Annotated in this window: 19 protein-coding genes; 8 read left to right on the top strand and 11 right to left on the bottom strand. The window is 75.0% G+C overall.

Going from position 1 to position 24,655, the window contains the following annotated elements; genetic code table 11:
* Positions 1 to 98: 98 nt before the first annotated feature.
* Positions 99 to 1,952 (bottom strand): dihydroxy-acid dehydratase, encoded by a 1,854-nt coding sequence (gene ilvD, locus FB457_RS17465; RefSeq protein ID WP_145782341.1) that lies wholly within the window; start codon positions 1,950 to 1,952, stop codon positions 99 to 101.
* A gap of 160 nt (positions 1,953 to 2,112) precedes the next feature.
* On the opposite strand from ilvD, the gene radA reads away from it, so the two are divergent.
* Positions 2,113 to 3,567, top strand: a complete 1,455-nt coding sequence (gene radA / locus FB457_RS17460; RefSeq protein WP_145782340.1) for a DNA repair protein RadA — start codon at positions 2,113 to 2,115, stop codon at positions 3,565 to 3,567.
* Between the two features lie 110 nt (positions 3,568 to 3,677).
* A complete protein-coding gene (gene disA, locus FB457_RS17455) occupies positions 3,678 to 4,802 on the top strand; it encodes a DNA integrity scanning diadenylate cyclase DisA (protein WP_047017067.1) in 1,125 nt (374 codons plus the stop codon).
* A gap of 186 nt (positions 4,803 to 4,988) precedes the next feature.
* On the opposite strand, the gene FB457_RS17450 is transcribed toward disA, so the two are convergent.
* Positions 4,989 to 5,861, bottom strand: a complete 873-nt coding sequence (locus FB457_RS17450; protein ID WP_145782339.1) for a hypothetical protein — start codon at positions 5,859 to 5,861, stop codon at positions 4,989 to 4,991.
* Between the two features lie 127 nt (positions 5,862 to 5,988).
* Between FB457_RS17450 and FB457_RS17445 the strand changes: the two genes are divergently transcribed.
* Positions 5,989 to 6,567 (top strand): phosphatase PAP2 family protein, encoded by a 579-nt coding sequence (locus FB457_RS17445; RefSeq protein ID WP_047017065.1) that lies wholly within the window; start codon positions 5,989 to 5,991, stop codon positions 6,565 to 6,567.
* 73 nt (positions 6,568 to 6,640) lie between these two features.
* A complete protein-coding gene (locus tag FB457_RS17440) occupies positions 6,641 to 8,512 on the top strand; it encodes a BACON domain-containing protein (protein ID WP_047017064.1) in 1,872 nt (623 codons plus the stop codon).
* Positions 8,513 to 8,597: 85 nt separating this feature from the next.
* Here FB457_RS17440 and FB457_RS17435 read toward each other — a convergent pair whose 3' ends face one another.
* Positions 8,598 to 9,311: a DUF3109 family protein gene (locus tag FB457_RS17435; protein WP_240662721.1), complete on the bottom strand. Its 714-nt coding sequence runs from the start codon at positions 9,309 to 9,311 to the stop codon at positions 8,598 to 8,600.
* Positions 9,312 to 9,462: 151 nt separating this feature from the next.
* On the opposite strand from FB457_RS17435, the gene FB457_RS17430 reads away from it, so the two are divergent.
* The 3 genes from FB457_RS17430 (at position 9,463) to FB457_RS17420 (ending at position 12,117) form a co-directional block, all read left to right on the top strand.
* Positions 9,463 to 10,389 (top strand): Ppx/GppA family phosphatase, encoded by a 927-nt coding sequence (locus FB457_RS17430; protein WP_078898361.1) that lies wholly within the window; start codon positions 9,463 to 9,465, stop codon positions 10,387 to 10,389.
* Between the two features lie 185 nt (positions 10,390 to 10,574).
* Positions 10,575 to 11,381, top strand: a complete 807-nt coding sequence (locus FB457_RS17425) for a sugar phosphate isomerase/epimerase family protein (RefSeq protein ID WP_047020180.1) — start codon at positions 10,575 to 10,577, stop codon at positions 11,379 to 11,381.
* A gap of 52 nt (positions 11,382 to 11,433) precedes the next feature.
* Positions 11,434 to 12,117, top strand: a complete 684-nt coding sequence (locus FB457_RS17420) for a TetR/AcrR family transcriptional regulator (RefSeq protein WP_145782337.1) — start codon at positions 11,434 to 11,436, stop codon at positions 12,115 to 12,117.
* Positions 12,118 to 12,122: 5 nt separating this feature from the next.
* Here the strand turns inward: FB457_RS17420 and FB457_RS17415 are convergent, their stop codons facing one another.
* Together FB457_RS17415 and FB457_RS17410 are read right to left on the bottom strand one after the other, a co-directional pair.
* On the bottom strand, positions 12,123 to 13,040 hold the full coding sequence (locus tag FB457_RS17415) for a phosphoribosylaminoimidazolesuccinocarboxamide synthase (protein WP_047017060.1): 918 nt from the start codon (positions 13,038 to 13,040) through the stop codon (positions 12,123 to 12,125).
* Positions 13,041 to 13,114: 74 nt separating this feature from the next.
* A complete protein-coding gene (locus FB457_RS17410; RefSeq protein WP_047017059.1) occupies positions 13,115 to 14,218 on the bottom strand; it encodes an alkene reductase in 1,104 nt (367 codons plus the stop codon).
* Between the two features lie 99 nt (positions 14,219 to 14,317).
* Here FB457_RS17410 and FB457_RS17405 point away from each other — a divergent pair, with 99 nt between their 5' ends.
* Entirely contained in the window at positions 14,318 to 17,059 is a 2,742-nt protein-coding gene (locus tag FB457_RS17405) for a helix-turn-helix transcriptional regulator (RefSeq protein ID WP_145782336.1), read from the top strand.
* Between the two features lie 105 nt (positions 17,060 to 17,164).
* Here the strand turns inward: FB457_RS17405 and FB457_RS36225 are convergent, their stop codons facing one another.
* The 6 genes from FB457_RS36225 to FB457_RS17370 all read right to left on the bottom strand — a co-directional run bounded on the left by FB457_RS36225 (position 17,165) and on the right by FB457_RS17370 (position 24,474).
* Positions 17,165 to 18,349, bottom strand: coding sequence for a GNAT family N-acetyltransferase (locus tag FB457_RS36225; protein WP_145782335.1), 1,185 nt, complete (start codon positions 18,347 to 18,349; stop codon positions 17,165 to 17,167).
* A 55-nt stretch (positions 18,350 to 18,404) separates the two neighbouring features.
* Positions 18,405 to 18,698: a hypothetical protein gene (locus FB457_RS17395; protein WP_145782334.1), complete on the bottom strand. Its 294-nt coding sequence runs from the start codon at positions 18,696 to 18,698 to the stop codon at positions 18,405 to 18,407.
* Between the two features lie 309 nt (positions 18,699 to 19,007).
* Positions 19,008 to 19,742: a hypothetical protein gene (locus FB457_RS17390; RefSeq protein WP_047017057.1), complete on the bottom strand. Its 735-nt coding sequence runs from the start codon at positions 19,740 to 19,742 to the stop codon at positions 19,008 to 19,010.
* A 589-nt stretch (positions 19,743 to 20,331) separates the two neighbouring features.
* Entirely contained in the window at positions 20,332 to 20,772 is a 441-nt protein-coding gene (locus FB457_RS17380; protein WP_486589047.1) for a hypothetical protein, read from the bottom strand.
* 107 nt (positions 20,773 to 20,879) lie between these two features.
* On the bottom strand, positions 20,880 to 22,331 hold the full coding sequence (locus FB457_RS17375; RefSeq protein ID WP_145782333.1) for a N,N-dimethylformamidase beta subunit family domain-containing protein: 1,452 nt from the start codon (positions 22,329 to 22,331) through the stop codon (positions 20,880 to 20,882).
* A 136-nt stretch (positions 22,332 to 22,467) separates the two neighbouring features.
* Positions 22,468 to 24,474, bottom strand: coding sequence for a hypothetical protein (locus tag FB457_RS17370; protein WP_145782331.1), 2,007 nt, complete (start codon positions 24,472 to 24,474; stop codon positions 22,468 to 22,470).
* Positions 24,475 to 24,655 lie beyond the last annotated feature (181 nt).

The following is a 24,655-nucleotide window of genomic DNA, read 5'->3' as shown; positions in this document are numbered from 1 at the left end:
CTCCGCGGCGTGTCCCGCCCCCCTGGGGACGGGCCGAAGGCCGCCCCTGGGGGAGCCGGGGTAAGGGCGCGGCCGCGCCGCTGCGGGCCGCGCCGGGCTCAGCCCTCCAGCTTGGTGACGTCCCGCACCGCGCCCTTGTCGGCGCTGGTCGCCATCGCCGCGTACGCCCGCAGGGCCGTGGACACCTTGCGCTCGCGGTTCTCCGGCGCGTACCGCCCGCCGAGGGCCGCGCGGCGCTCGGCCAGGGTCTGCTCGTCGACCAGCAGCTCGATGCCGCGGTTCGGGATGTCGATACGGATCAGGTCGCCGTCCTCGACCAGCGCGATCGCGCCGCCCGCCGCCGCCTCGGGCGAGGCGTGGCCGATGGAGAGCCCCGACGTGCCGCCGGAGAAGCGGCCGTCGGTGACCAGCGCGCACGCCTTGCCCAGGCCGCGGCCCTTCAGGAACGACGTCGGGTACAGCATCTCCTGCATGCCGGGGCCGCCCTTGGGGCCCTCGTAGCGGATGACGACGACATCGCCCTCCTTGACCTGCTTGCCGAGGATCTTGTCGCACGCCTCCTCCTGCGACTCGCAGACGACGGCCGGGCCCTCGAAGGTGAGGATCGAGGCGTCGACGCCCGCGGTCTTCACCACGGCGCCGTCCACCGCGATATTGCCCTTGAGCACCGCGAGACCGCCGTCCTTCGAGTACGCGTGCTCCAGCGAGCGGATGCAGCCGCCCTCCGCGTCGGTGTCCAGGGACTCCCAGCGCTCGGACTGCGAGAACGCCGCCGCCGACCGCACGCAGCCGGGCGCCGCGTGCCACAGTTCGACGGCCTCGGGCGACGGGGAGCCGCCGCGGACGTCCCACCGCTTGAGCCAGTCCGCGAGCGAGTCGGAGTGCACCGCGTGCACGTCCTCGTTGAGCAGTCCCGCGCGGTACAGCTCGCCGAGGATGGCGGGGATGCCGCCCGCGCGGTGCACGTCCTCCATGTAGTACGTCCCGCCGGGGGCGACGTTCGGCGCGACCTTGGCCAGGCACGGCACCCGGCGGGAGACGGCGTCGATGTCCGCCAGCCCGTAGTCGAGGCCGGCCTCCTGGGCGGCGGCCAGCAGGTGCAGGATCGTGTTCGTCGAGCCGCCCATGGCGATGTCGAGGGCCATCGCGTTCTCGAAGGCGCTGCGGCTCGCCACGTTCCGCGGGAGGACCGTCTCATCGTCCTGCTCGTAGTAGCGCGTGGTCAGCTCGACGACCGTGCGGCCCGCGGCCTCGTAGAGCGCCTTGCGCGCGGTGTGGGTGGCGAGCACCGATCCGTTGCCCGGGAGGGAGAGGCCCATGGCCTCGGTCAGGCAGTTCATCGAGTTGGCGGTGAACATGCCGGAACAGGAGCCGCAGGTGGGACAGGCGTTCTCCTCGATGCGCAGCACGTCGGCGTCGGAGACGCCGTCGTTCGCCGCGTCCACCATGGCGTCGATCAGGTCGAGCTTGCGGACCGTGCCGTCCACGAGGGTGGCGCGGCCGGCCTCCATGGGGCCGCCGGAGACGAAGACCGTGGGGATGTTCAGCCGCAGGGCGGCCATGAGCATCCCGGGGGTGATCTTGTCGCAGTTGGAGATGCACACCAGGGCGTCGGCGCAGTGCGCCTCCACCATGTACTCCACGGAGTCGGCGATCAGGTCGCGCGAGGGCAGGCTGTAGAGCATCCCGCCGTGGCCCATCGCGATGCCGTCGTCCACCGCGATCGTGTCGAACTCGCGCGGCACCGCGCCGGCGGCCTTGACCGCCTCGGAGACGATGCGGCCGACGGGCGCCAGGTGCGTATGCCCCGGGACGAACTCGGTGAAGCTGTTGGCGACCGCGACGACGGGCTTGCCGATGTCCTCGTTCGCTACGCCCGAGGCGCGCATGAGGGCGCGGGCGCCCGCCATGTTGCGGCCGTGGGTGACGGTACGGGACCTCAGCGCGGGCATGTTTCCCTCCCGGGGAAGCGGTACATCCGAGTCTTCGAGCCTACGCCCCCTGCCCACGGTCCGGACCGTTTGTCCACAGTCCGGACGGGCCGGTCGTACCGCCGCACCCCGCCTGTGGAGAACTCCGGGCGGTGTCAGCGGGTCCCGCTACGTTATCCGCATGGCTTCCCGAAAGAGCGGCGGCAGGGACCGCCCCGCGTACCGCTGCGCCGAGTGCGGCTGGTCCACCGTGAAGTGGCTCGGCCGCTGCCCCGAGTGCCAGGCGTGGGGGACGATCGAGGAGGTCGGCGCGCCCGCGGTCAAGACCACGGCCGCCGGCCGGGTCACGACGCCGGCGCTGCCCATCGCCCAGGTCGACGCCCGCCGCGTCGAGGCCCGCTCCACCGGCGTGCCGGAGCTGGACCGGGTGCTCGGCGGCGGGCTCGTGCCCGGCGCGGTGGTACTGATGGCCGGCGAGCCCGGCGTGGGGAAGTCGACGCTGCTGCTCGACGTCGCGGCGAAGGCCGCGGTCGGCGGCGAGCGCACGCTGTACGTGACGGGAGAGGAGTCCGCCGGCCAGGTCCGGCTGCGGGCCGACCGCATCGGGGCGCTGAGCGACGGGCTGTATCTGGCCGCCGAGACCGACCTCGCCGCCGTCCTCGCCCACCTCGACGAGGTCAGGCCCGCTCTGCTGGTGCTGGACTCCGTGCAGACCGTCGCCTCCGGCGAGATCGACGGCGCCCCCGGCGGCATGGCCCAGGTGCGGGAGGTCGCCGGCGCGCTGATCCGGGCCTCCAAGGAGCGCGGGATGGCCACGATCCTCGTCGGGCACGTGACGAAGGACGGCGCCATCGCGGGCCCCCGCCTGCTGGAGCACCTGGTGGACGTCGTGCTGCACATCGAGGGCGACCGGCACGCCCGGCTGCGGCTGGTCCGCGGCATGAAGAACAGGTACGGCGCGACCGACGAGGTCGGCTGCTTCGAGCTGCACGACGAGGGCATCATCGGCCTCGCCGACCCCAGCGGCCTCTTCCTCACCCGGCGGGACGAGCCCGTGCCCGGGACCTGCCTGACGGTGACCCTGGAGGGCCGCAGGCCGCTGGTCGCGGAGGTGCAGGCGCTCACCGTCGACTCGCAGATCCCCTCCCCCCGGCGCACCACGTCAGGGCTCGAGACCTCCCGGGTCTCGATGATGCTGGCCGTGCTGGAGCAGCGCGGCGACATCCGCGCCCTCTCCAAGCGGGACATCTACAGCGCCACCGTCGGCGGGGTGAAGCTCTCCGAGCCGGCCGCCGACCTGGCCGTCGCGCTCGCGCTGGCCAGCGCCGCCAGCGACACCCCGCTGCCGAAGAACCTGGTCGCGATCGGCGAGGTGGGGCTCGCCGGCGAGGTGCGGCGGGTGACCGGGGTGGCCAGGCGGCTGGCGGAGGCGGCCCGGCTGGGGTTCACGCAGGCGCTCGTACCGGCGGATCCGGGCAAGGTCCCCGCAGGCATGAAAGTCAGGGAAGTCGCGGACATAGGGGACGCGTTGCGCGCGCTGCCCGCCGGCCGGCGGCGCACCGGCGGCGGGTCCCGGGAGCCGGCCGGAGGGAGGGAGCCGAGGGAGTCCCGGCAGCCCGAGGAGGCGCGCCGGTAGACTTTGCCCCGGTCTCTTCCGTGCGGGGGAGCGCAGGGGGCTCGTGCGTGCGCCGCCCGGCGCACGCGTAGAGCACCGAAACGACGACCGGAGGATTCCGGAGGGTTCCAGTGGCAGCAGGCGACCGGGCGGGCGCCCCGGGCAGAGCCGGCGGCAGTTCCGGCTCCGATGCCGCGGTGAGGGCCGCGCTGAGCGCGGTCGCGCCCGGCACGGCGCTGCGCGACGGCCTGGAGCGGGTCCTCCGCGGCAACACCGGCGGGCTCATCGTGCTGGGCACGGACAAGATCATCGAGTCCATCTGCACCGGCGGCTTCGTGCTGGACGTCGAGTTCACCGCCACCAGGCTGCGGGAGCTGTGCAAGCTCGACGGCGCCGTGGTCCTCGACCAGGACATCACGCGGATCGAGCGCGCGGGCGTGCAGTTGCTGCCCGACGCCTCGATCCCCACCGAGGAGACCGGCACCCGCCACCGCACCGCGCAGCGGGTGTCGATCCAGAGCGGCTTCCCCGTCGTCTCCGTCAGCCAGTCGATGCGGCTCATCGCGCTGTACGTCGACGGCCAGCGGCGCGTGCTGGAGGACTCCGCCGCGATCCTCTCCCGGGCGAACCAGGCGCTGGCCACCCTGGAGCGCTACAAGCTCCGGCTGGACGAGGTCGCCGGCACGCTCTCCGCGCTGGAGATCGAGGACCTGGTGACGGTGCGGGACGTCTCCGCCGTTGCGCAGCGGCTGGAGATGGTGCGCCGGATCGCCACCGAGATCGCGGAGTACGTGGTCGAGCTGGGCACCGACGGCCGGCTGCTCTCCCTCCAGCTCGACGAGCTGATCGCGGGCGTCGAGCCGGAACGCCAGCTCGTGGTCAGGGACTACGTGCCGGAGCGCACCGGACGCCGCCCGCACACCGTGGACCGCGCCCTCACCGAGCTGGACCGGCTCTCCCACGGCGAGCTGCTCGAACTGCCGATCGTGGCCCGCTCGCTGGGCTACTCGGGGGTGCCCGAGACCCTCGACGCCGCGGTCTCGCCGCGGGGTTACCGGCTGCTGGCCAAGGTGCCGCGCATCCCCAGCGCCGTCATCGACCGGCTGGTGGAGCACTTCGGCGGCCTGCAGAAGCTCCTCGCCGCCAGCGTGGACGACCTGCAGACGGTCGACGGCGTGGGCGAGGCGCGGGCCCGCTCGGTGCGCGAGGGGCTGTCGCGGCTGGCGGAGTCGTCGATCCTGGAGCGCTACGTCTGACGCGGACGGCGCCGCGCCGGGACGTCAACGCCCCGTCCGCGGAGCGCCTCATGAGGCGTACGGCGGTCAACGGACCGTATCCGGGGGCCTCAGGGAGACGTACGCGGTCAACGTGGCGTGCCCGAAGGGCGCCGGGGAACCTATGGCCGGTCAGCGCGCCCGCCGCAGCGGGCGCCGGGCCGGCCGCTACGCCTTCTCCAGCACGAACGGCGCCCTCGCCGTCGCCAGGCCGTCCGCGCTGACCTCCGCCTCGTAGCTCCCCGCGCCCGCCGTGCCCGCCTTCGGCGTCGCGCAGCGCGGCTCGCTCGCCCGCATGTCCCACTCGTACGTCCGCGAGACCTCGCTGCCCGCCGGCACCGCCAGCAGGATCGGGTCGGTCGTCCACGGGCAGTCGTCCGACGCCCACCACCGGCTCGCGCCGCCGCCGGCCGCCGAGATCGTGAGCACCGTCGAGGTCGGCGAGAAGTCCAGCTTGCAGTCCCGGTCACCGGAGTTGACCGCGGTCACCTCGAACACCGGCCGCTCCCCCGGCGCGTACGAGCGTTCCTGGCTGCGCAGCGTCAGCTCCACGTCGCCCGCGGCGCACGCGGCCATGGACGAGCCGGCCGGCACACCGTCCGAGCCGGCGTCGAAACCGCCGCCCGCGGAGCCCGCACCGCCCGCCCCTGAGCCGCCGCCGGCGGAACCGCCGTCCTCGCCGTCACCGGAACCGCCGCCGTCACCTGAGCCGTCGGAGCCGCCCGAACCCTCGGAGTCGCCGGAGCCGCCGCCGTCCTCGTCGCCCGAACCCCCGGAGCCTTCGGAGTCGCCCGAGCCGCCGCCGTCCTCGTCGCGGCCCCCCGGCGGGTTGTCGATCACCGACGAGTCGTCGGTCGGCCCCGGGGTGATCGACTCGGCGGGGTTCTTGCCCTCGTTGGCGGCGTTCTCGCTGTCGCCCCCGAGGTTGATGACCAGAATCGCGAAGATCGCGAGCACGGCGAGCAGGCCGAGCAGGACCGCGCGGCGCCGCCAGTAGATGGCGGACGGCAGCGGACCGACAGGACGGCGGAAAGATCCCACGCGGAAACCTTACGAGACTTGGGGCGCAAGGCGGTCCCGTACCCGCCGCGCGGTCTGACTTTCGTCAGGGGAGCGTACTGACTTTCGCCGGAAGTGGTGAACCGAACACGCTTCGTACCGTTCGGACATGAACGACGAGTTGTACCGCGACGTCACGTCCCTCGCCCGCCGCACTCCCGACTGGCTGCACACGCTTGCCGAGTACGGCACGGACGCCGGACTGCTCCTGCTGGCCGCGCTCTTCGCCGCCGCGTGGTGGGCGGCGCCGCGGCGCGCGCCGGTCGTCGCGGGGGCGGCGGGCACGGCCGGGGCGTACGGGCTCAGCGAGTTGCTGAAGGTGTGGGTGGAACGGGAGCGGCCGTGCCGGGCGGTGCACGGGGCGGCGGCGCCGCTGGCGGACTGCCCGCCGCCGGGCGACTGGTCGTTCCCCAGCAACCACGCGACGATCGCCGGCGCCGCGGCCGTCGCGCTGGCGGTGGCGTGGCCGCGGATCGCGGGGTGGGTGCTGCCGTTCGCCGTGGTGCTGGCGGCGTCGCGGGTCTTCGTCGGCGTGCACTACCCGCTCGACGTGGCGGCGGGCCTGGCGCTGGGCGCGGCGGTCGCGGCCCCCTGCGCGGCCCTCGCGCGGGTACGGATCGGGGGTGCCGGGAGCCGTCGCCGGCGCGGGGCGGACACTCTGACGGGTGCCAGGTCCCCCATTGAGTGACAACGTCACCCGTGAGGGCGAAAGTCGCCGAACCACCCCGATCCGTGCGCGATTATGCGCCTACCTTCGCGGGGTGACGAGCAGCCCCGACCCCGAACCCGCCCGGCAGCCGCCGCCACTGCGCCCGCCCGAGCAGTACGAGCCTTATCTGGACGGCCTGTTCACCTACTGCATGTCGGTGCTGTGCGACCACGACGACGCCGTCGCCGCACTCGGCGACGTCCTCGCGATCGCCGAACGGCAGCTCCGGCGGCGGCCCGCGACGCCCGCCGAGTGGCGGCCCTGGCTCTACTCGCTGGCGCGTTGGGCCTGTCTGCGCCGCCTGGACCAGAAGCCCGGGCAGCGAGCGGCGCAGCGCATGCTCCCCAGGCCCGGCCACCGGCCGGCGCAGCGGCGGCCCGCCCCGGCGGCTGAGGAGAAGCGATCCGCCAGTGCGGCGGAGGCGGGCGCGGCGCCGGCGCCGGGGGCGGCTTCCGCGGCGGGGGCGGAGGCCGCCCCTGAGCCCGGGTCCGCAGCCGCTTCAGCAGCCGCGCCGGAAGCCGCCGGGGAGTCAGCGTCGGCAGCCGCCGCCCGGCTGCGCCGCCGCGAACTGGCCGCGCTCGCCTGGCCCGAGGCCGCCGGCACGACGCCCGAGCAGCGCGAGGCGCTGGAGTTGGCCGTACGCCACCGGCTGCCCTCCGAGGAAGTCGCCACCGTGCTCGGCCAGCACCCCGACGCCGCCCGCGTGCTGCTCTCCACCGCCGCCGCCGAGGTCGAACGGACCAGGGCCGCACTCGCCGTCGTCGACCAGCACGGCTGCCCCGCCATCGCCCGGCTCGCCGGCGACAGCCGGCTGTTCCTCAGCGCCGCCCTCAGCCGCGAGCTGGTCCGGCACGTCGACGACTGCGCCGAGTGCCGCCGCGCCGCCGAACGCGCGGGTGCGGGCTGGGCCTGGCCGGGTACGCTGCGCGCCGCGCGGCCCGACGGACCGCTGCCGGTGCTGGAGGCGCCCCGCGCGGCCGCGTACGCGGCGATGCGGCGCGCCCAGCGCACCCGCTTCGTGCACGCCCCGCGCTTCGACCGCCGCGGCTACCCCCGCGACCCCCGGCACCGCGCCGCCCGCCGCGGCCGGCTGCGCTCCCGGGCGGTGACGTCGACGGTCGTGGCGACCGTCATCGCGGCGCCGGTGCTGGCGCTGTGGGCGGCGAACCGCGGTGCGCCCGCGGCCGGCGAGGCGGAGTCCGGCTGGCCGCCGCCGAGCGCGGACGCGGAGGAGCCGGAGTCGCTGGACGGCCGCCCGGTGGAGAAGGCCGGCAGCGCGCACGACGACTCCGTGCCGGCGTCGCGTGACGGCAATCACCCGGACGTGTCGGTGGAGGTCCATGACCGCGGCGGTCCGACCCCGGGCGGGCCGGGGGTGGGCCCGGGCCGGCTGACGGTGGAGGCGTGGCCGGCTGGGGAGACGACGTACCTGCGGCTGCGGGCGTCCGGCGGGACGCCGGTCGACTGGCGGGTGGGGACGGACGCGGGGTGGCTGCGGTTCAGCGCGACGTACGGGACGCTGCGGCCGGGCCAGGCGACGACGGTCGCGGTGACGGTGGCGGAGGTGAGCGAGCCGCGGACGGGCTGGCAGACGCGGGTGTACGTGTCCCCGGGCGGCGCGGCGATCCTGATCACGGGCGCGGGCAGCGGCCGTACGAGCCCGGGCGGCGCCCCCGCCCCGACCCACCCGGAGCCGCCACCGCACTCGCCGCCGGGCACCCCGCGCCCGTCGGACCCGGCTCCCTCCCCCTCGGACCCGGACCCCGGCCCGTCCGACCCCGATCCGTCGCCGTCCGACCCCGACCCCAGCCCGTCGGATCCCGACCCGTCCCCCTCGGACCCGGACCCCACGCCGACCGCGTCCGAGCCGGACCCGAGCCCACCGGACTCGTCCCCGGCGCAGGCGCCGTCGGGGGCGGGCTGACCGGCCCGGCAGCGGCCGGCCGGCGCCTGCCCCGGGCGCACCCACGGCTCGGCGGCCCGGCGCCCCGGCCTCCGGCCGGCGGCCCTCAGTCCGCCGGGTGGGGGGCCGGGAGGGGGGCGTGCCGGGCTGCGGCCAGGCGTTCCTCGCAGAGTTCCGCCAGGCGGGCGTAGCCCCGCTCGCCCATCAGTTCCACCAGCTCCGGGCGGTACGACTCGTACACCGCCTTGCCGCCGCCGTGGGCCGACGGGGCCGAGGTGCACCACCAGTGGAGGTCGTGGCCGCCGGGGCCCCAGCCGCGGCGGTCGTATTCGCCGATCGAGACCATCAGGACCTTGGTGTCGTCCGGGCGCGTGATCCACTCGTAGGAGCGGCGGACCGGCAACTGCCAGCAGACGTCCGGCTTGGTCTCCAGCGGCTCGCGGCCCTCGCGAAGCGCCAGCAGGTGCAGGGCGCAGCCCGTGCCGCCGGGGAAGCCGGCGCGGTTGTGGAAGACGCAGGCGCCGTCCACGCGGCGGGTCTTGCGTTCGCCGTCCTCGTCGGTCTCGGTCCAGCCGTCCGGGCCCAGGCCCTCGGCGTGGTGCTGCCACAGCTCCGGTGTGAGCCGGCGCACATGTCCTGCGACCCGTTTCTCGTCGTCCTTGTCGGAGAAGTGCGCGCCCAGCGTGCAGCAGCCGTCGTCGGGGCCCGCGGCGTCGATGCCCTGGCAGCCGCGGCCGAAGATGCACGACCAGCGTGATGTCAGCCACGTCAGGTCGCAGCGGAAGACCTGTTCGTCGTCCGCGGGGTCCGGAAACTCCACCCAGGCGCGGGCGAAGTCGAGCCCGACCTCCTCCGACCGCGCGGCATTCTCGCGTGCGACGCCCGAACCGGCTTGCGTTTTGCCCTGTTTCTTCCTCTTGCTCACGGAACCCAGCGTACGGCCGCGCGGCAAGGCGCTAGCGTTTCCCGTTATGCGACTCGGCGTTCTGGATGTGGGCTCGAACACGGTGCACCTGCTGGTGGTGGATGCGCACCCCGGTGCCCGGCCGCTGCCTGCCTACTCGCACAAGGCGGAGCTGCGGCTCGCGGAGCTCCTCGACGAGGAGGGTGCCATCGCCGACGACGGGGTCGAGCGGCTGATAGCCACGATTCACGAGGCGCTGCAGGTTTCGGAGGACAAGGGCGCAGAAGACGTGCTCCCGTTCGCCACCTCCGCGGTCCGCGAGGCGGCCAACGCGGAATCCGTCCTCGCGCGCGTCGCCGACGAGACCGGGGTGAAGCTCACCGTGCTCACCGGCGAGGAGGAGGCACGGCTGACGTTCCTGGCCGCCCGCCGCTGGTTCGGCTGGTCGGCCGGGAAGCTGCTGGTCCTGGACATCGGCGGCGGGTCACTGGAGATCGCGTACGGGATCGACGAGGACCCCGACAAGGCGGTGTCGCTGCCGCTCGGCGCCGGCCGGCTGACGACCGGCTGGCTGCCGGGGGACCCGCCGGATCCCGACGACGTACGGGCGCTGCGGCGGCACGTGCGCGCGCAGATCGCCCGGGTCGTCAGCGAGTTCAGCCGGCTCGGTGAGCCGGATCACGTGGTGGCGACGTCCAAGACGTACCGGCAGCTCGCGCGGATCGCGGGCGCGGCCCGGTCCGCGGAGGGGCTGTACACGCACCGGGCGCTCTCGGCGAAGGCGCTGGAGGAGTGGGTGCCGCGGCTGGCGGCGATGCCGGCGGCGGAGCGGGCGGAGCTGCCGGGGGTGTCGGAGGGCAGGGCGCGGCAGTTGCTCGCGGGGGCGCTGGTGGCGGAGGGGGCGATGGACCTGTTCGGGGTGGACACGGTGGAGATCTGCCCGTGGGCGCTGCGCGAGGGGGTCATCCTCAAGCGGCTGGACCAGTTGCCGTGACGGGGCGGGGCGCGGATGAGGCCGCGTACGCTGTCTCCGTGGCAGGAGCATCCCGTTACCGGACCGACGAGCACGGCGAAGCCGGCGAGACCGGCGCATCGGTCGGTCGTGCCGCGACCGGCGCGGCGACCGGGGACGGTGCCGGCGGCGAGGCCGAGCCGCGGAGCGCGGAGCGCGGGGTCGCGGTGCCCGACGCGCGGGTGACCCTCTCCACCGCCTCCGTCTACCCCGAGTCCACCGCCACCGCCTTCGAGACCGCCGCCCGCCTCGGGTACGACGGCCTGGAGGTCATGGTCTGGACGGATCCCGTCAGCCAGGACATCGAGGCGCTGCGCCGCCTCTCCGACCACCACGGCGTGCCGGTCCTCGCCATCCACGCGCCGTGCCTGCTGATCACGCAGCGCGTCTGGTCGCGGGACCCGTGGGAGAAGCTGCGGCGCGCGCAGTCGGCCGCCGAGCGGCTGGGTGCGGAGACGGTCGTGGTGCACCCGCCGTTCCGCTGGCAGCGCGGGTACGCGCGCGAGTTCGTCCGCGGCATCTGGCGCATGGCCGACGAGACGGCGGTGCAGTTCGCGGTGGAGAACATGTACCCCTGGCGCTACCGCGAGAAGGAGATGCTCGCGTACGCGCCCGACTGGGACGTCACGAACGAGGACTACCGGCACCACACGCTGGACCTCTCGCACACGGCCACCGCTCGCAACGACGCGCTGGAGATGGCCGACCGCATGGGCGACCGGCTGTGCCACGTGCACCTGGCCGACGGCTCGGGGTCCGGCAAGGACGAGCACCTGGTGCCCGGGCGGGGCAGCCAGCCGTGCGCCGAGATGCTGGAGCGGCTGGCGGCGCGCGGGTTCGGCGGGCAGGTCGTGGTGGAGATCAACACCCGGCGGGCGATGTCGGCGGCGGAGCGCGAGTCGGACCTCGCGGAGTCGCTGGCGTTCACCCGGTTCAACCTCGCGGCGCCGGTCCCGCGCGGCGCGTCGTCGTGAGGGGCGTCATGGCGGAGCGCGACATCGCGGCGCCCGGCGAAGGTGCCGCCCCGTGACGCCGGAGAACGCCGCCGACCCTCCGAAACGCGGCCGGGGACGCCCCCGCCGCGGCGTCGCCGAGGACGGGCCCGGCACCCGGGACCGGATACTGGCGAAGGCCCGTTCCGAGTTCGCCGCGCGCGGCTTCGAGAAGACGTCCATTCGCGGCATCGCCAAGTCCGCGGGCGTCGACCCGGCGCTGGTCCACCACTACTTCGGCACCAAGGAGCGGGTCTTCGAAGCGGCGCTGGAGATCACGTTCGCGCCCGCGATGGCGATACCCGACATCGTCGTCGACGGCCCGGCGGAGGACGCGGGCGAGCGCATGACCCGCTTCTTCTTCGGCGTCTGGGAGAACCGGCTCTCGCGCGAGCCTTTACTCGCCGTCATCCGCTCCGCCGTGAGCAACGAGACCGCGGCCGCCATCTTCCGCAAGATCGTCACGCGCAACCTGCTGCGCCGGATCACCCCGTCACTGCCGCAGCCCGACGCCGAGATGCGCGCGGAACTGGCGGTGGCGCAGCTCGTCGGGACGGCGATGCTGCGCTACATCGTCCGGCTCGAACCGATGGCCTCGGCGGCACCGGAGGAGCTGATCCGCCGGCTTTCGCCGATCGTGCAGTACCACCTGATGGACGGGCCGCCGTCGCCACCGGCACCCTCGCCGCCGGCACCGCCGCCGGCACCGGGAGGCTGACGGACTCAGCCGTCCCAGCGCTCCCCCGTCAGCCGCTCGTACGCCTCCACGTATTTCTCCCGCGTACGCTCCACCACCTCCGCGGGCAGCTCCGGCGGCGGCGCCTCGCCGTGTCGGTCCCAGCCGGACACGTCCGACGTCAGCCAGTCACGTACGTACTGCTTGTCGAAGGACGGCTGCGGCCGGCCGGGACGCCAGCCGTCGATCGCCCAGTACCGCGAGGAGTCCGGCGTCAGCACCTCGTCGCCGAGGACCAGTTCGCCCTCGCCGATCGCGTCGCCGGTGTAGCCGAACTCGAACTTCGTGTCCGCCAGGATCAGCCCCCGCCCGCGCGCGAGGTCCCGCCCGCGCCCGTACACCTCCAGCGTCACCCGGCGCAGCTCCGCCGCGACGAGCGGGCCGACGCGGCGCACCACCTCGTCGTACGTGACGTTCTCGTCGTGCTCCCCCACCTCCGCCTTCGTCGCCGGCGTGAAGACCGGCGCGGGCAGCGCCGAGGCGTCGGTGAGCCCCGGCGGCAGGTCGACGCCGCAGACCGCGCCCGATTCCGCGTACTCCGCGAGCCCCGAGCCCGTCAGATAGCCCCGGGCCACGCACTCCACCGGCACCATCCGCAGCCGCCGGCACACCAGGGCGCGCCCCGCCCATGCGGCGGGGGCGCCCTCGGGCAGCTCGGTGGAGAGCACGTGGTGCGGCACGATGCCGGCGATCCGCTCGAACCACCACAGCGACAGCCGGGTCAGGATCCGGCCCTTGTCGGGGATCTCGGTGGGGAGCACCCAGTCGTACGCGGAGATCCGGTCGCTGGCGACCATCACCAGGCGGCCCTCGGCGTCCTCGTAGAGGTCGCGGACCTTGCCGGTGTGCAGATGGACGAGGCCGGGGACTTCGACGGGCTGGGGCTTCTCCACGAAACCGGTCACGGATTCCTCCGGGGTTTGCCGATAGGACAGTCGAATTGTCTCCCATCGGCGCGGCGCCTCCCCGGCCAGGCACCTCAGCCCGCGGCGGGCGCCGGCGGCGCGAGCGCCGGGTAGTCGGTGTAGCCGCGGTGGTCGCCGCCGTAGTACGTCGCCTCGTCGGCCTCGTTGTACGGTCCCCCGGCCCGTACCCGCGCCATCAGGTCCGGGTTGGCCAGCCAGCGCGCCCCGAGGGCCACGATGTCCGCCGTGCCCGCGGCGAGCAGTCGCTCCGCGTCCTCGACCGGGTCGCCGCCGCCGTGGTGCATCGAGTTCAGCATCAGAGGGCCCGCCCAGCCGCGGCGTACCTGCTCGGTCACCCCGCGCAGCTCCGGCGTGCCCTCCAGGAGGTGCAGATAGGCCAGCGGATACGGGGCCAGGGCCGCGACCAGCGCCGCGTACACGTCGGCCGCGTCGCTCTCGGTGACGCCGTTGGCGCCGTTGCCGGGCGAGATGCGCAGTGCGGTGCGGTCCGCACCGATCGCCTCGCTGACCGCCCGTACCGTCTCGACCGCGAAGCGGATGCGGTTCTCCACCGGGCCGCCGTAGGCGTCGGTGCGGCGGTTGGCGCCGTCGGCGAGGAACTGGTGGATGAGGTAGCCGTTGGCGCCGTGCAGCTCCACGCCGTCGAAGCCCGCCTCGATCGCGCCCCGCGCGCCGGCCGCGAAGTCCCGGACGATCTCGCCGATGTCGTCGGCGGTCAGCTCGCGCGGCACGGGGTGCGGGAGCAGCCCCTGGTCGTTGGTGAACAGGGACTCGCCGGACGCCAGGGCCGACGGCGCTTCCGGAAGCCCGCCGTCCGGGTAGAGGTAGGGGTGGCCGACGCGGCCGGCGTGCAGGAGCTGCAGGAAGATCCGGCCCCCGGCGGCGTGCACCCGGTCGGTCACCTTCCGCCAGGCGGCGACCTGGGCGGCGGTGTGGATGCCGGGCGTCTGGATGTAGCCCTGGCCGCGCACGCAGGGCTGGGTGCCCTCGGTGATGATCAGCGCGGCGCCGGCCCGCTGCTCGTAGTACTCCGCCGTCAGCTCGGAGACCAGGCCGCCGTCCGCGGAGGCACGGGAGCGGGTCATCGGGGCCATCGCCAGCCGGTGCGGGAGGTCGAGGCGGCCGATCCGTACGGGCTCGAAGATCTTGTTCGTCATGTCTTCGACGTTAGGTACGGGGGAATGCCCGCCGGATCCGTAGCGCTTCGGTACTCGGATACGTGACCTGCCGCCGACCCGCCACGTAGGTGTGACTGGATGACTTTGTACGGGCGTCAGAAGGAGCTGGCCGCGCTCGACGCGCTGCTCGGCGCCGCCGCCGACGGCCGCGGGCAGAGCCTCGTGCTGCGCGGCGAGGCGGGGATCGGCAAGTCGTCGCTGCTCGCGTACGCCGAGGGCGAGGCGCGGCGGCGCGGCTTCACCGTGCTGCGCGCGGTGGGCTGGGAGGCCGAGCGGGGGCTGGCGTTCGCGGCGCTGCACCAGTTGCTGCGGCCCGTGCTCGACCGCGCCGGCACGCTGCCGCGGCCGCAGGCGGACGCGCTGGCCGCCGCGGTCGGCACCGGCGCCGCCGAGGGGCCCGACCGGTTCCTCGTCGGGCTCGCGGTGCTGTCGCTGCTCGCCGAGGCGGCCGACGGCGTGCCGGTGCTGTGCCTGGTGGACGACGCGCAGTGGATCGACGACCCCTCCGCGGACGCGCTGCTGTTCGCCGCCCGCCGGCTCGGCGTCGAGCGCGTCGCGCTGCTCTTCGCCGCCCGCGGCGACACCGGCTTCCCCGCCGCCGGGCTGCCGCAGTCGGTGCTCTCCCGGCTCGGCCGCGAGGACGCACTGGCCCTCCTCGCGGGGCTCGACGTGCCCGCGGCGGTACGGGAGCGGGTGCTGCGCGAGTCCCTCGGCAACCCGCTCGCCCTGCGCGAGTTCGGCGCCTCGGGGGCTGCGGCCGCGGGCCGTCCGCAGGCCGCCGGGCAGCCGCTGCCGGCCGCCGACCGGGTGCTGGCGGCGTACCGCGGCCGGGTGCTGGCACTGCCGGAGCGGACCCGGTTGATGCTCCTCATCGCCGCCGCCGACTCCCGCGGCACCCTGCGGTACCTGGTCGCCGCGGCCGAGCGGCTGGACGTGGAGCTGGCGGACCTGGCGGCGGCGGAGCAGCAGGGGCTCATCGCCGTGGTCGGGGAGTTCGTCGAGTTCCGGCACCCCCTGATCCGTACCGCCGCCTACACCTCCGCCCCGCTAGCCCTCCGCGTCGCCGTGCACGAGGCGCTGGCCACCGGCTCCGGCGATCCGGACTGCCGCGCCCGGCACCTGGCGTCGGCCGCGACGGGGCCCGACGAGGAGGTCGCCGCCGAGTTGGCCGACTGCGCGCAGCGGGCGCTGGCCCGCGGCGGCCCGGCGGCGGCAGCGGAGACGTACGTGGAGGCGGCCCGCCTCACCCCGGACGCGGACCCGCGGGTGCGGCGCCTCACGGCGGCGGCGTGGGCGGCGCAGCAGGCGGGGCACGCGGAGCAGGCGGCGGCGCTGGCGGAGGAGGCGTACGAGCAGACGGCGGACGCGGACCGGCGCGCGGAGCTGGCGTACGTGCGCTCCTTCTGGCTCTTCGAGAAGGACGCCGCGCAGGAGGCCGGCGCGCTGCTCCTCTCGCACGCCGCGGACTCGCGCGCGTACGGGCGGAAGATGCTGCGCGCCGCGGCGACGTACGCGTGGTTCGGCGGGGACCTCGCGGCGCTGCACCGGGCGGCGGACCTGCTGGAGCAGTACGGGGACGCGCCCGGCGCCGACGCCCGGCGCGCGGACCGCGCCGTGCGCGGGCTGGCGCACATGGCGGCCGACGACTTCGCGCGCGGGCTGCCGCTCGTCGCCGACCTGCTCGACGAGGCCGCCGTGGGCAGTCCGACGCGTCTCCAGGCGATCTCCTCCGCCTCGCTACTCCCCGACGACGTCCAACTGCCCGTGATCACCGAGGAGATCGACTTCGCCCGCGGCGACGGCATCATCGGCCGGCTGCCGTACCTGCTGCACGTGCTGGCGCGCCAGCAGCTCTACGCGGGCGACCACCGCGAGGCGGCGCGCACGGTGACGGAAGCCGCCGCGATCGCCCGCGACACGGGGCTGCCGATACGCATCGGCCGGCTGCACAACCTGCTGGCGCGCATCCCGGCGATCGAGGGCGACGAGGAGCGCGTACGGACCCTCGTGACCCCCGGCATGAACGCCGGCGGCAACTACGGCGTCACCGCCCTGGCCCTCCTCGACCTGGGCCGCGGCCGCTACGAGGACGTGCTGAAGCGGCTGGCGGAGGCCCGCGCGGGAGCGGCGCGGTACAGCGCTGCGCTGCTGTTCGCGACGGCGGACGAGGTGGAGGCGGCGGTCCGCCTGGGCGACCCGGCGCGCGCCGAGGCCCCGGCCCGCCGCTTCGCGGCGTGGGCGGCGGCGGGCGGGCAGCCGTGGGCGCGGGCGGTGGCGCTGCGCAACGAGGCATTGCTGGCGGAGACGGCGGGCGGGGCGGAAGCCAGGGGCAGCGCCGAGGAGGCGTACGAGGAAGCCGTACGCCTCCACGCCGAGCCCGCCGGCCGCCCCTTCGAACGGGCCCGCACCGAGCTGCTCTTCGGCGAGCACCTGCGCCGGGAGCGCCGCCGCGCCGAGGCCCGTACCCACCTCCGCACCGCGCTCCGGCTCTTCGACGGCCTCGCCGCCGCACCCTGGTCCGACCGCACCCGCGCCGAACTCCGCGCGGCGGGCGAGGTCCAGGCCACGGCCCGCGCCACCGCCCCGGACCCGGCGGACCGGCTGACCCCGCAGGAACTCCAGGTCGTCCGGCTGGCGGCGGAAGGCACCAGCAGCCGCGAGATCGCGGCCCGGCTCTTCCTCTCCCCCCGCACGGTGGAGTACCACCTCTACAAGGCGTACCCGAAGCTCGGCGTCACCTCCCGCCGCGAACTCCCCGCCGCCCTGGGGGCGGTGGAGGAGCGCCGAGGACCCGCCGCCTCCGCACGGCCCCGCACGTAGCGCGCCCGGCCGTCGCCTCACCCGCCGCCGAGGCCGAGGACACCGCCGGAACGCCGGGCCGGCGGGACGTTCCCTCCAGCGTCCAGGCGGGGGTTCACTCCGGGCTCACTTGAGGAAGACGGCCCGCGCGAACTCGTCCGGGGCGGCGCTCGCCTCCGCGATCAGTTCCCCGTCGGCGGACCAGATGCCCGAACGACCGGACGTGCGGTCGAACGCGCCGCCGGTGGGACCGGCGAAGGCCGCCGTGGCGACCCACACACCGTGGTCGGCCGCGACCCGGCGGGCGCGCTCGCCGTGGACCCCGGCCTCGTCGTCCGTGTGCACGACCCCGGCCACATAGCCGTCGATGCCCAGCGCGGCCACCTTCGCGGCATGCTCGGGAATGCCCGTGTCGCGGCAGACGGCGAGCCCCAGCCGCCACCCGTCCACCTCGATCACGGCGGGCTCCCCCGGGACGAAGCGGGCGGCCTCGGTGCCGTGGAGGTACACCTTCCCGTAGGCCACGCGCGCACCGGCTTCCCCGACGGCCAGGATGCCGATGTGCGGACCCGGTACGGGCGCACCGACCAGGGCGAGTGTCCCCTTCTCGGCGCATGCGGCGATGATCGGAGTCAGCCGTTCGTCGTCCGGGGCGATCGGCTCCGCGTCCAGCTCGTAACCCGTCAGCGACATCTCGGGGAAGACCACCACCCGCGCGTCCGCCGCCAGAACGGCCTCCGCATGGGCCACCGCGTTGGCCGCCACGTCGTGAGCCCTGCACCTTGGCTGCGCGACCGCAATGCTCAGCGGCGGCGCGGCCGGGAAGGAGTACTCCAGCTCGGGCAGCTCGAATCCCTGCTCGAACACGCAGATCCGTTCATCGGTGCGGACCGCGCCGTGGCGCTCGTAGAAGGAGACCGCGCGCGTGTTGCCGCGGAGCACCTCCAGGTAGACGGTCCGCCCGGGGTGCACCTCGGCGGCCCACGCGCGGGCGTGCCGCAGGAGCCGGGTCCCGATGCCGCCGCCGGTGCGGCCGGGCCTGGCGTGCAGGTTGTCCAGGAGGAGACGGCCATCGGAGCGCGGGAGGAGATAGGCGAACCCGAGCAGCTCGGCGCCGTCCACGGCCACGAACAGCCCCGCGCCGCGCGCCGGCTCGTCGAGTCGGCCACGCCAGACGGCCAGCCGCGCGTCGTCCAGCGGCCCGCTCAGGAAGTCGCCGGGCATGATCCCCGCGTACGCCGTACGCCAGCTCTCGGCGTGCAGCGCCGCGATCTCCTCGGCATCGCCCCGTACACCCGTTCTGATCTCCATGACGACCAGTCTCTCGCAGGCGGTGCGCCACCATCACGTCCGGTGGTTCACCGAGTCAGCCCGGGGGTTCGCTGGTGAGGGAGAGGTCGAGACCGTCGAGGAGCCAGGCGTGGGTTTCGCCGGCGGTGGCCACTTCGCCGGTCACGGTGCCGACCAGGCTCCAGTACCGGCGCAGCCGGGAACTGCGGTCGAGTGCGGAGGACGTGAGGAGGCCGCGCCGGAAGGACGGGGTGTCGCGGGTGCCTCGTACCCTGGCGTGGACATCGACGAAGTGGTCGACGGCACGTCCCGGCTCGGGTGGCTGCCGGCGAGAACCAGAGGGTGGGCGATCGATCGACAGCTTGAGCAAGGCGGAATCACGTCCCGAGCTTGACCGAGCCCGTGATGCCTCGCGGACGTTGATCTACGACTTCATCAGTACCGCCAGGCCCCCGGCGGTGGTCGTCGAGAACTCCTGATGGCTTTGTTCACGAGTTCGGGCGGCACTCGAAGCTCCGCAGAAATCACCTCGTTTCACGTCCTCCGACAGAACGGGCCCCTGCCGAGAGTTCAGCAGGGGCCCGCGGTGCAGAGAGCTACGGAGGGCCGGTACCCGTCTTCGCTGAGCGGCGTGCAGCCGACATCAGCTACGGTCTGCTGCCGGTCTGACGGCCCGGCCTCACTTCAGATGGCGGGTGAAGAACTGCGTCGCAGCGTCCCCCGCGAACTGTGGGACGCCGGTGTGCCCGCCCATGTTGGCGTGCAGCGTCTTCTCCCTGGAGCCGAAGGCGTCGAAAAGGTCAAGGGCCGCCTGCCGGTCGTTCCCTTCGTCGTCCCACTGCAGCAGGACGTGCAGCGGAATGGTGACCTGCCGGGCCTCCTCGAACATGGCGCGGGGCACGAAACTCCCGGCGAAGAACCCGGCGGCCACGATGCGCGGCTCGACCACCGCCAGCCGGATGCCGATGGAGATCACTCCCCCCGAGTGCCCGACCGGGCCGCCGATCTCCGGCAGCGACAGGAGGTCGTCCAGGGCGGCCTGCCATTCCGGGACCGCCTTGTCGACCAGCGGGAGGATGAGGGCGCCGACGATCTCGTCGCTGACCGGTCCGCCGGCCTCGATCGCCTGGCGCAGGTCGGCGCGGGCCTGCTCGGCGGCGGGCCAACGGGGCCGGTCGCCGCTTCCGGGGAGCTCGATGGTGGCCGCGGCGAAGCCCTCCGCCGCGGAACTCCGGGCCCGGGCCACCAGTCGGGGGTACATCTTGCGCAGCCCGAGGGGCGGGTGGCCGAGCAGGATCAGCGGCGCGGGTGCGGATGCCGATGCGGGTGTCCACAGGATGCCGGGGATCTCACCGAGGGTGAATTCGCGTTCGAGGACGCCGTCGTCGAGGCGCTGTCCGGAAGTAAAGTGCATGGTCGTGCCTTTCGGGAGTGCACTGGAACGGCGCTCCCGGACGACCTGTCTATCGCCCGACCGCGACCCCGGAGGGGAGCACCCATGTCGATACTGCGTTCACGGGTACCACCTCCTCGATCTCTCGCACGGCCTCCGGCAACGTAACAGTGGTCGCCCTCGTCCGCACACGGTTATCTGTACGCCGAGCTGGAAGCGATGGGCCTGGTAAGCCGGGAACACGCCTTCCATCTCGACCTGGAGCCCATCCCCACCACCGGTGCCTCGCTCGAACGCGCCATCCGGGCAACCACCTGGAACACCCCCGGTCCTACTTCACCTGGCTGCCGCTGCCCGGCGACGCACGCGCCGACCGCCTGACCGCCACCCTCGCGCGCCGGCACATCTCGGTCACCACGGCGGAGCCGTTCACCACCTCGATGCACACACCACAGGCGATCCGCCTCGCCCTGGGCTCGACCGATCCGGGCAGTCTCCGGTCGACGCTGCGCACAGTGCGCCGAGTAGCCGTCGAGGACGCCTGCACCTGAACTCGGGCTCCGTTTCCACAGCGGTGGACAACTGCGCGCCAGCGTCCGCCTCCAGGACCTCAGCCTTCCGCGCGGCGGCCGATCTGCATCCCCGGGCGGCGGCGGTGCACCGTGACGTACGCCAGGCCCTCCGGGCCCGCCGAGAGGCTGCGGGCGGAGCCGTGCGGGAGCCACAGGAGGGCGCCTGCGGCCAGGGGCTGGGGGCCTTCGGGGGTGTCCAGCACACCGGTGCCTGTCACGACGAGGACCAGGACGTCGAGGTCCAGTTCTGCGTGGGTGTCGATGCGGGCGTGCGCGGGCAGGCGGATCAGGTTGGCGTCGAGCTGGCGGCCCGGCTCGGCCAGCTTCCACAGGACGCCGGAGGGGACAGGGGGTTCGTCCGCGAGGGCCCGTACGTCACACAGCACGCGGGCGGCTGCTCCGGCGGCTCCGGCCACCTCGGCGGTTCCGACGGGCTCGGCCGCCTCGTCCTGCCGGCGCGGGGGCGGTGTCTCGGGCATCGGCTGCCTCCATCTCCAATGTACCCGGTCTTCCGTACGCGGGGGGGCCTGCCGCGCGCCTGCCGCGCGGCGGGCATCGGGCGGCGGGCGCAGCGCGGGGGCGCCGCTCACTCCCGCTTGCAGATCCGGTCCAGCAGGTTCGCCGTGGCCCGCTGGATCACGCTGTTCACGTGGTCGGGACGGTCCAGCGCCGGCGACCACGCGAACGTGCCCGCCGCGAAGACCAGCCCGCCCGCCGGCGTCTCGTAGAGCGACGTCTCCTGGTACCGCCGCATGCCGCGCGAGTCCGGGTACGGCGAATGGGCCAGCAGCTTGCGCCCGGTGTGCTGGGGGAGCGGGGCGCGCGGGAAATAGCGGTCCGCCTCGCCCGCGACCAGGCCGGGCAGTTCGTCGCCCTCCAGCGCGCCGGTCGCCTCCCACAGCCAGTGGTCCGCGTTCCGTACGACCAGGGGGCGCGGCTCCGGCACCCGGCCCAGGTACTGCACGCCCAGCAACTCCTGCTCCGGCGCGCCCTGTTCGCGCCAGAGCGCCGGGCGGCCCGGGCCCTGGCGCTTGGTGCAGTGCAGCAGCCGGTCGGGCTCGCCGGCCGCGGAGGGGGCGAGGCCGACCTGCCAGTACATGGTGTTGGCGGAGAGGAACACCAGCGAGGTGCCCGCGGCGCGGGCCTTCTCCGCCGCCTGCCGCATCGGCGCCGACCAGTACTCGTCGTGGCCGGGGAAGACGATGCCGCGGTAGCGCGTCGGGTCGACCCGGCCGGCGTGCAGGTCGCGGGCGTCCGCGTACGCGAGGTCGTAGCCGTAGCGCTCGGCCCAGCGGATGAAGTCGTAGGCGTGGCCGGCGTGCAGCGGCAGCCCGGCGCCCGCGTAGGGGCGGTCGAAGGAGACCGTGGTGGCCGCCTCCGGTTCACCGAGGAGGCAGCCCTCGTCGTCCCAGGCGTGGTAGAGGCTGGCGCCCGTACGGCCGTCCTCGGGATAGAGGTTGTACGCCTGCCACGTGACGTCCGGCAGCAGCAGGAGCAGGTCGGCGGGCTCGGTGGAGCGGACGGTGAACGGCGCGTGCGAGCGGTGGCCGTCGGCGGTGGTGAGCACCGCGACGTACGCGCCCGGGGAGAAGTACGACGGGATCTGCAACCGCCAGGACAGCCACCAGTGGTGGCATGAGACCGTGCGCCCGGCGGCCAGCGGCACCGGCTGCACGATGCCGGCGAGCCGCGGGCTGCTCGTCACCTTCGCGGCGCCGTCGCCCGCGTAGTGGCCGATGCGGTAGATGTCGACGGCGAACTCCTGCGGCGGGTCGACGGAGATGCGGAAGTCGACCGATTCGCCGGGCTCGGCGCAGGAGGGCGCGGCGAAGCCCTTGATCTGCTGGAGTACGTCGTTCGCGAGGCGGACCCCGCCGTCGCCGGTGGTGGCGGCGTCGACGTACCAGGGGACCAGGCGGCCGTCCTCGAAGGACTCCTCCCCGGCGTGCAGCCACGGCAGCGGCCCCGCCGCGAACGGGTCGGAGACCGCATGCGCGAGCGCCCCGGACTCCCATCGCCGGATGCTGTCGTGAACCACGGGCCGATTCCCTCCCTCGCCCCCGCGTGGATCGGCGAGTCCCAGACATCACATAACGCGAACAGGTCTTCACGGAACGCCGACATTTGTTCGACATGACGCCCGTACGAGGGTGGCGGTTCCGGAAACCGTCAGGTCAGACCAGGAGAACCGGCTTCTCGGGCCGTACACCCGCGGCTGTAAGCCAGGAGCGCAACTGGGTGTCGTCGCGGGTCTCGACGAGCGTGCGGACCGCCGCCGCCGGGCTGCCGCCGCGGCGCGTGCGCAGCACCGGACCGTCGAGCCAGTCGAGTCCCGGGGCCGCGCCCGCGGTGTCGACGGCGGCGCAGCAGACCATCGCGAGGACGTGGTCCACGAGGAGTTCGCGGCCGGTACGGGGCGGCGTCAGCGGCGCCGCCCCGCCGGCCGGCACGTTCTGCTGCTGCACCCGGGCGAGGGCGGCGCCGATCCGGTCCACCTCGTCCGGGCCCACGGTGAGCCGGTCCACGACGCGGGCGAGCGTGCCGCGGTCGGGGCGGCCCGCGGGCTCCGGGCAGTCTTCGAGCCGGTCCAGCACGGCGTGCAGCCGGGCGGCCTCCAGCCGCCACTTCCGGTCCACCACCTCGTCGGGGTACTGCTCCCAGCTCACCCCCGCGAACCCGGCCGCCGGCTCGCCGCCGACCACGGCACCGGTGGCCGCGCCGCCGGGGCCGCTGAACAGCTCCGCGGCCAGCAGCGACGCCGCCTCGTCCACCATGCCGGGCTCCTCCAGCAGGTCGCAGGCGGGGCGCTCGCCGAGCCGGGTGGCGAAGCCCTCCGCGAGGCGGTCGCGGCGGGACAGCTCGGTGAGGGCGGAGACGACGCCCGCGTTGAGCCGGGAGGGCCAGCGGCCCATGCGCCAGGCGGGCAGCGCGACCCGGGTCAGCAGCCGGTCCCAGCCCGCGTACGCCAGCCCGACCTGCTCCTGCGCGACGATCCGCAGCCCGTAGTCCACCGCCTGGGCGCGCTCGGCCGCCGCGGCGGCGACGGCGCGCTCCATCTCGACGGGGTGCTCGCCGCAGGCGCGCAGCAGCAGCCGTGCGATGCCGCCGGTGAACCGCCGCCAGAGCAGGCCCGCGCGGGCGCGGGGGCCCCGGCGGGCGGGGCCGGGAGCCGGGTGGGGGCCGGCGGCGTACGGGTCGGGACCGCCGAGCGGGGCGCCCACGCCCGTCTCGTACGGCCCGGGACCCGCGTCGTACGGCCCGGGGGCTGCCTCGTACGTCCCTGGGCCCTCCGCGCTCCCCGGCGCCCGGGACGGCAGCGCCGCCGCCGCGTCCAGGGCCCGTACGAAGCGGCGCGCCGCGGCGATGTCGGGCTGGGCCGAGGCCGCCGTCCCGGCCACGACCGGGGCGAGGACCGCGCGCAGCTCGCCGACGCGCATCCACCACAGGAACGGCGAGCCGATGACGAGCACCGGTCCCTCCGGGTCGGCGGTGGCGCGCTCGACGACTTCGCGCCAGTTCGGCGCGTACGACGCCTCCGCCGACGCCTGCCGCCGGGCCGCGGCCGCGGCGGCGTGGCTCTCCGCGGCGGGGCCGCGCGGCGCGCCCTGCCCGTCGCCGGAGCCGAACACCGCCGCGTCGCCCGCACCGGGCAGGCCCGGGGCCGTACGCGAACCGGGGACGGTGACGGAGCCCGAGCCGCCGGGCCCGCGGGGGCGCAGTTCCCGGGCCGCCCGGCGGCCGAGGCGCCGCAGCCAGCTCCGCACGCCCGCCGGGGCGGGGCCCGGGTCCTCCAGCCAGCTGTCGCAGTCCGGGGTGAGCGCCACCGCCGCCGGCACCGGCACGCCCAGCCGCTCGGCGAGGTCGCCGACGAGGCGGTAGAGGTCGGGGGCGGCCCGGCGCGGCACCGGGACGGTCAGCGTGGCCGCGGGCTCCGCGCGCGAGATGGACCGCGCGACGGCGGCGGCCAGCGCGGGCGCCAGGACGGCGAGCGCGACGACTGGCCAGCGCAGCGCCGCGAGCACCCCGTCGACGCGCCCCACGGCCGAGCCCGCCAGCAGCACGACGGCCACCGCCGCCGGCAGCAGGACGACCCCGAGGGCCGCCCCCCGTACGCGCAGGACGGCGAGAGCGCGGGAGCGGGCGGCTTGCGCACCCGCCTCCGAACCGGTCGCTGTGGACACGTCCGTACCTCACCCCCTCAACCGCCGACGGGTAGGGCGACGGCCGTAACGAGGCGAAACAGCCGTACTCCACCACTGTCGCACCGGCCACGGCCAGTGCAATGCCGGTAGGCCAGTTGGCCTGATCAGGCCCCCACTGCCCGGACGAAGCCGACCGGACGGCCGGTACGTCGGGCAGGTG

Source organism: Streptomyces sp. CNZ287 (assembly GCF_007827615.1).
This window is presented reverse-complemented; position numbering and strand designations above follow the sequence as displayed.

What these genes read in the sequence shown, in the direction of transcription:
- ilvD (WP_145782341.1), bottom strand. Translation starts at nt 1,952, where the DNA reads ATGCCCGCGCTGAGGTCCCGTACCGTCACCCACGGCCGCAACATGGCG.
- radA (WP_145782340.1), top strand. Translation starts at nt 2,113, where the DNA reads ATGGCTTCCCGAAAGAGCGGCGGCAGGGACCGCCCCGCGTACCGCTGC.
- FB457_RS17445 (WP_047017065.1), top strand. Translation starts at nt 5,989, where the DNA reads ATGAACGACGAGTTGTACCGCGACGTCACGTCCCTCGCCCGCCGCACT.
- FB457_RS17430 (WP_078898361.1), top strand. Translation starts at nt 9,463, where the DNA reads ATGCGACTCGGCGTTCTGGATGTGGGCTCGAACACGGTGCACCTGCTG.
- FB457_RS17410 (WP_047017059.1), bottom strand. Translation starts at nt 14,218, where the DNA reads ATGACGAACAAGATCTTCGAGCCCGTACGGATCGGCCGCCTCGACCTC.
- FB457_RS17405 (WP_145782336.1), top strand. Translation starts at nt 14,318, where the DNA reads ATGACTTTGTACGGGCGTCAGAAGGAGCTGGCCGCGCTCGACGCGCTG.
- FB457_RS36225 (WP_145782335.1), bottom strand. Translation starts at nt 18,349, where the DNA reads ATGGAGATCAGAACGGGTGTACGGGGCGATGCCGAGGAGATCGCGGCG.
- FB457_RS17390 (WP_047017057.1), bottom strand. Translation starts at nt 19,742, where the DNA reads ATGCACTTTACTTCCGGACAGCGCCTCGACGACGGCGTCCTCGAACGC.
- FB457_RS17380 (WP_486589047.1), bottom strand. Translation starts at nt 20,772, where the DNA reads ATGCCCGAGACACCGCCCCCGCGCCGGCAGGACGAGGCGGCCGAGCCC.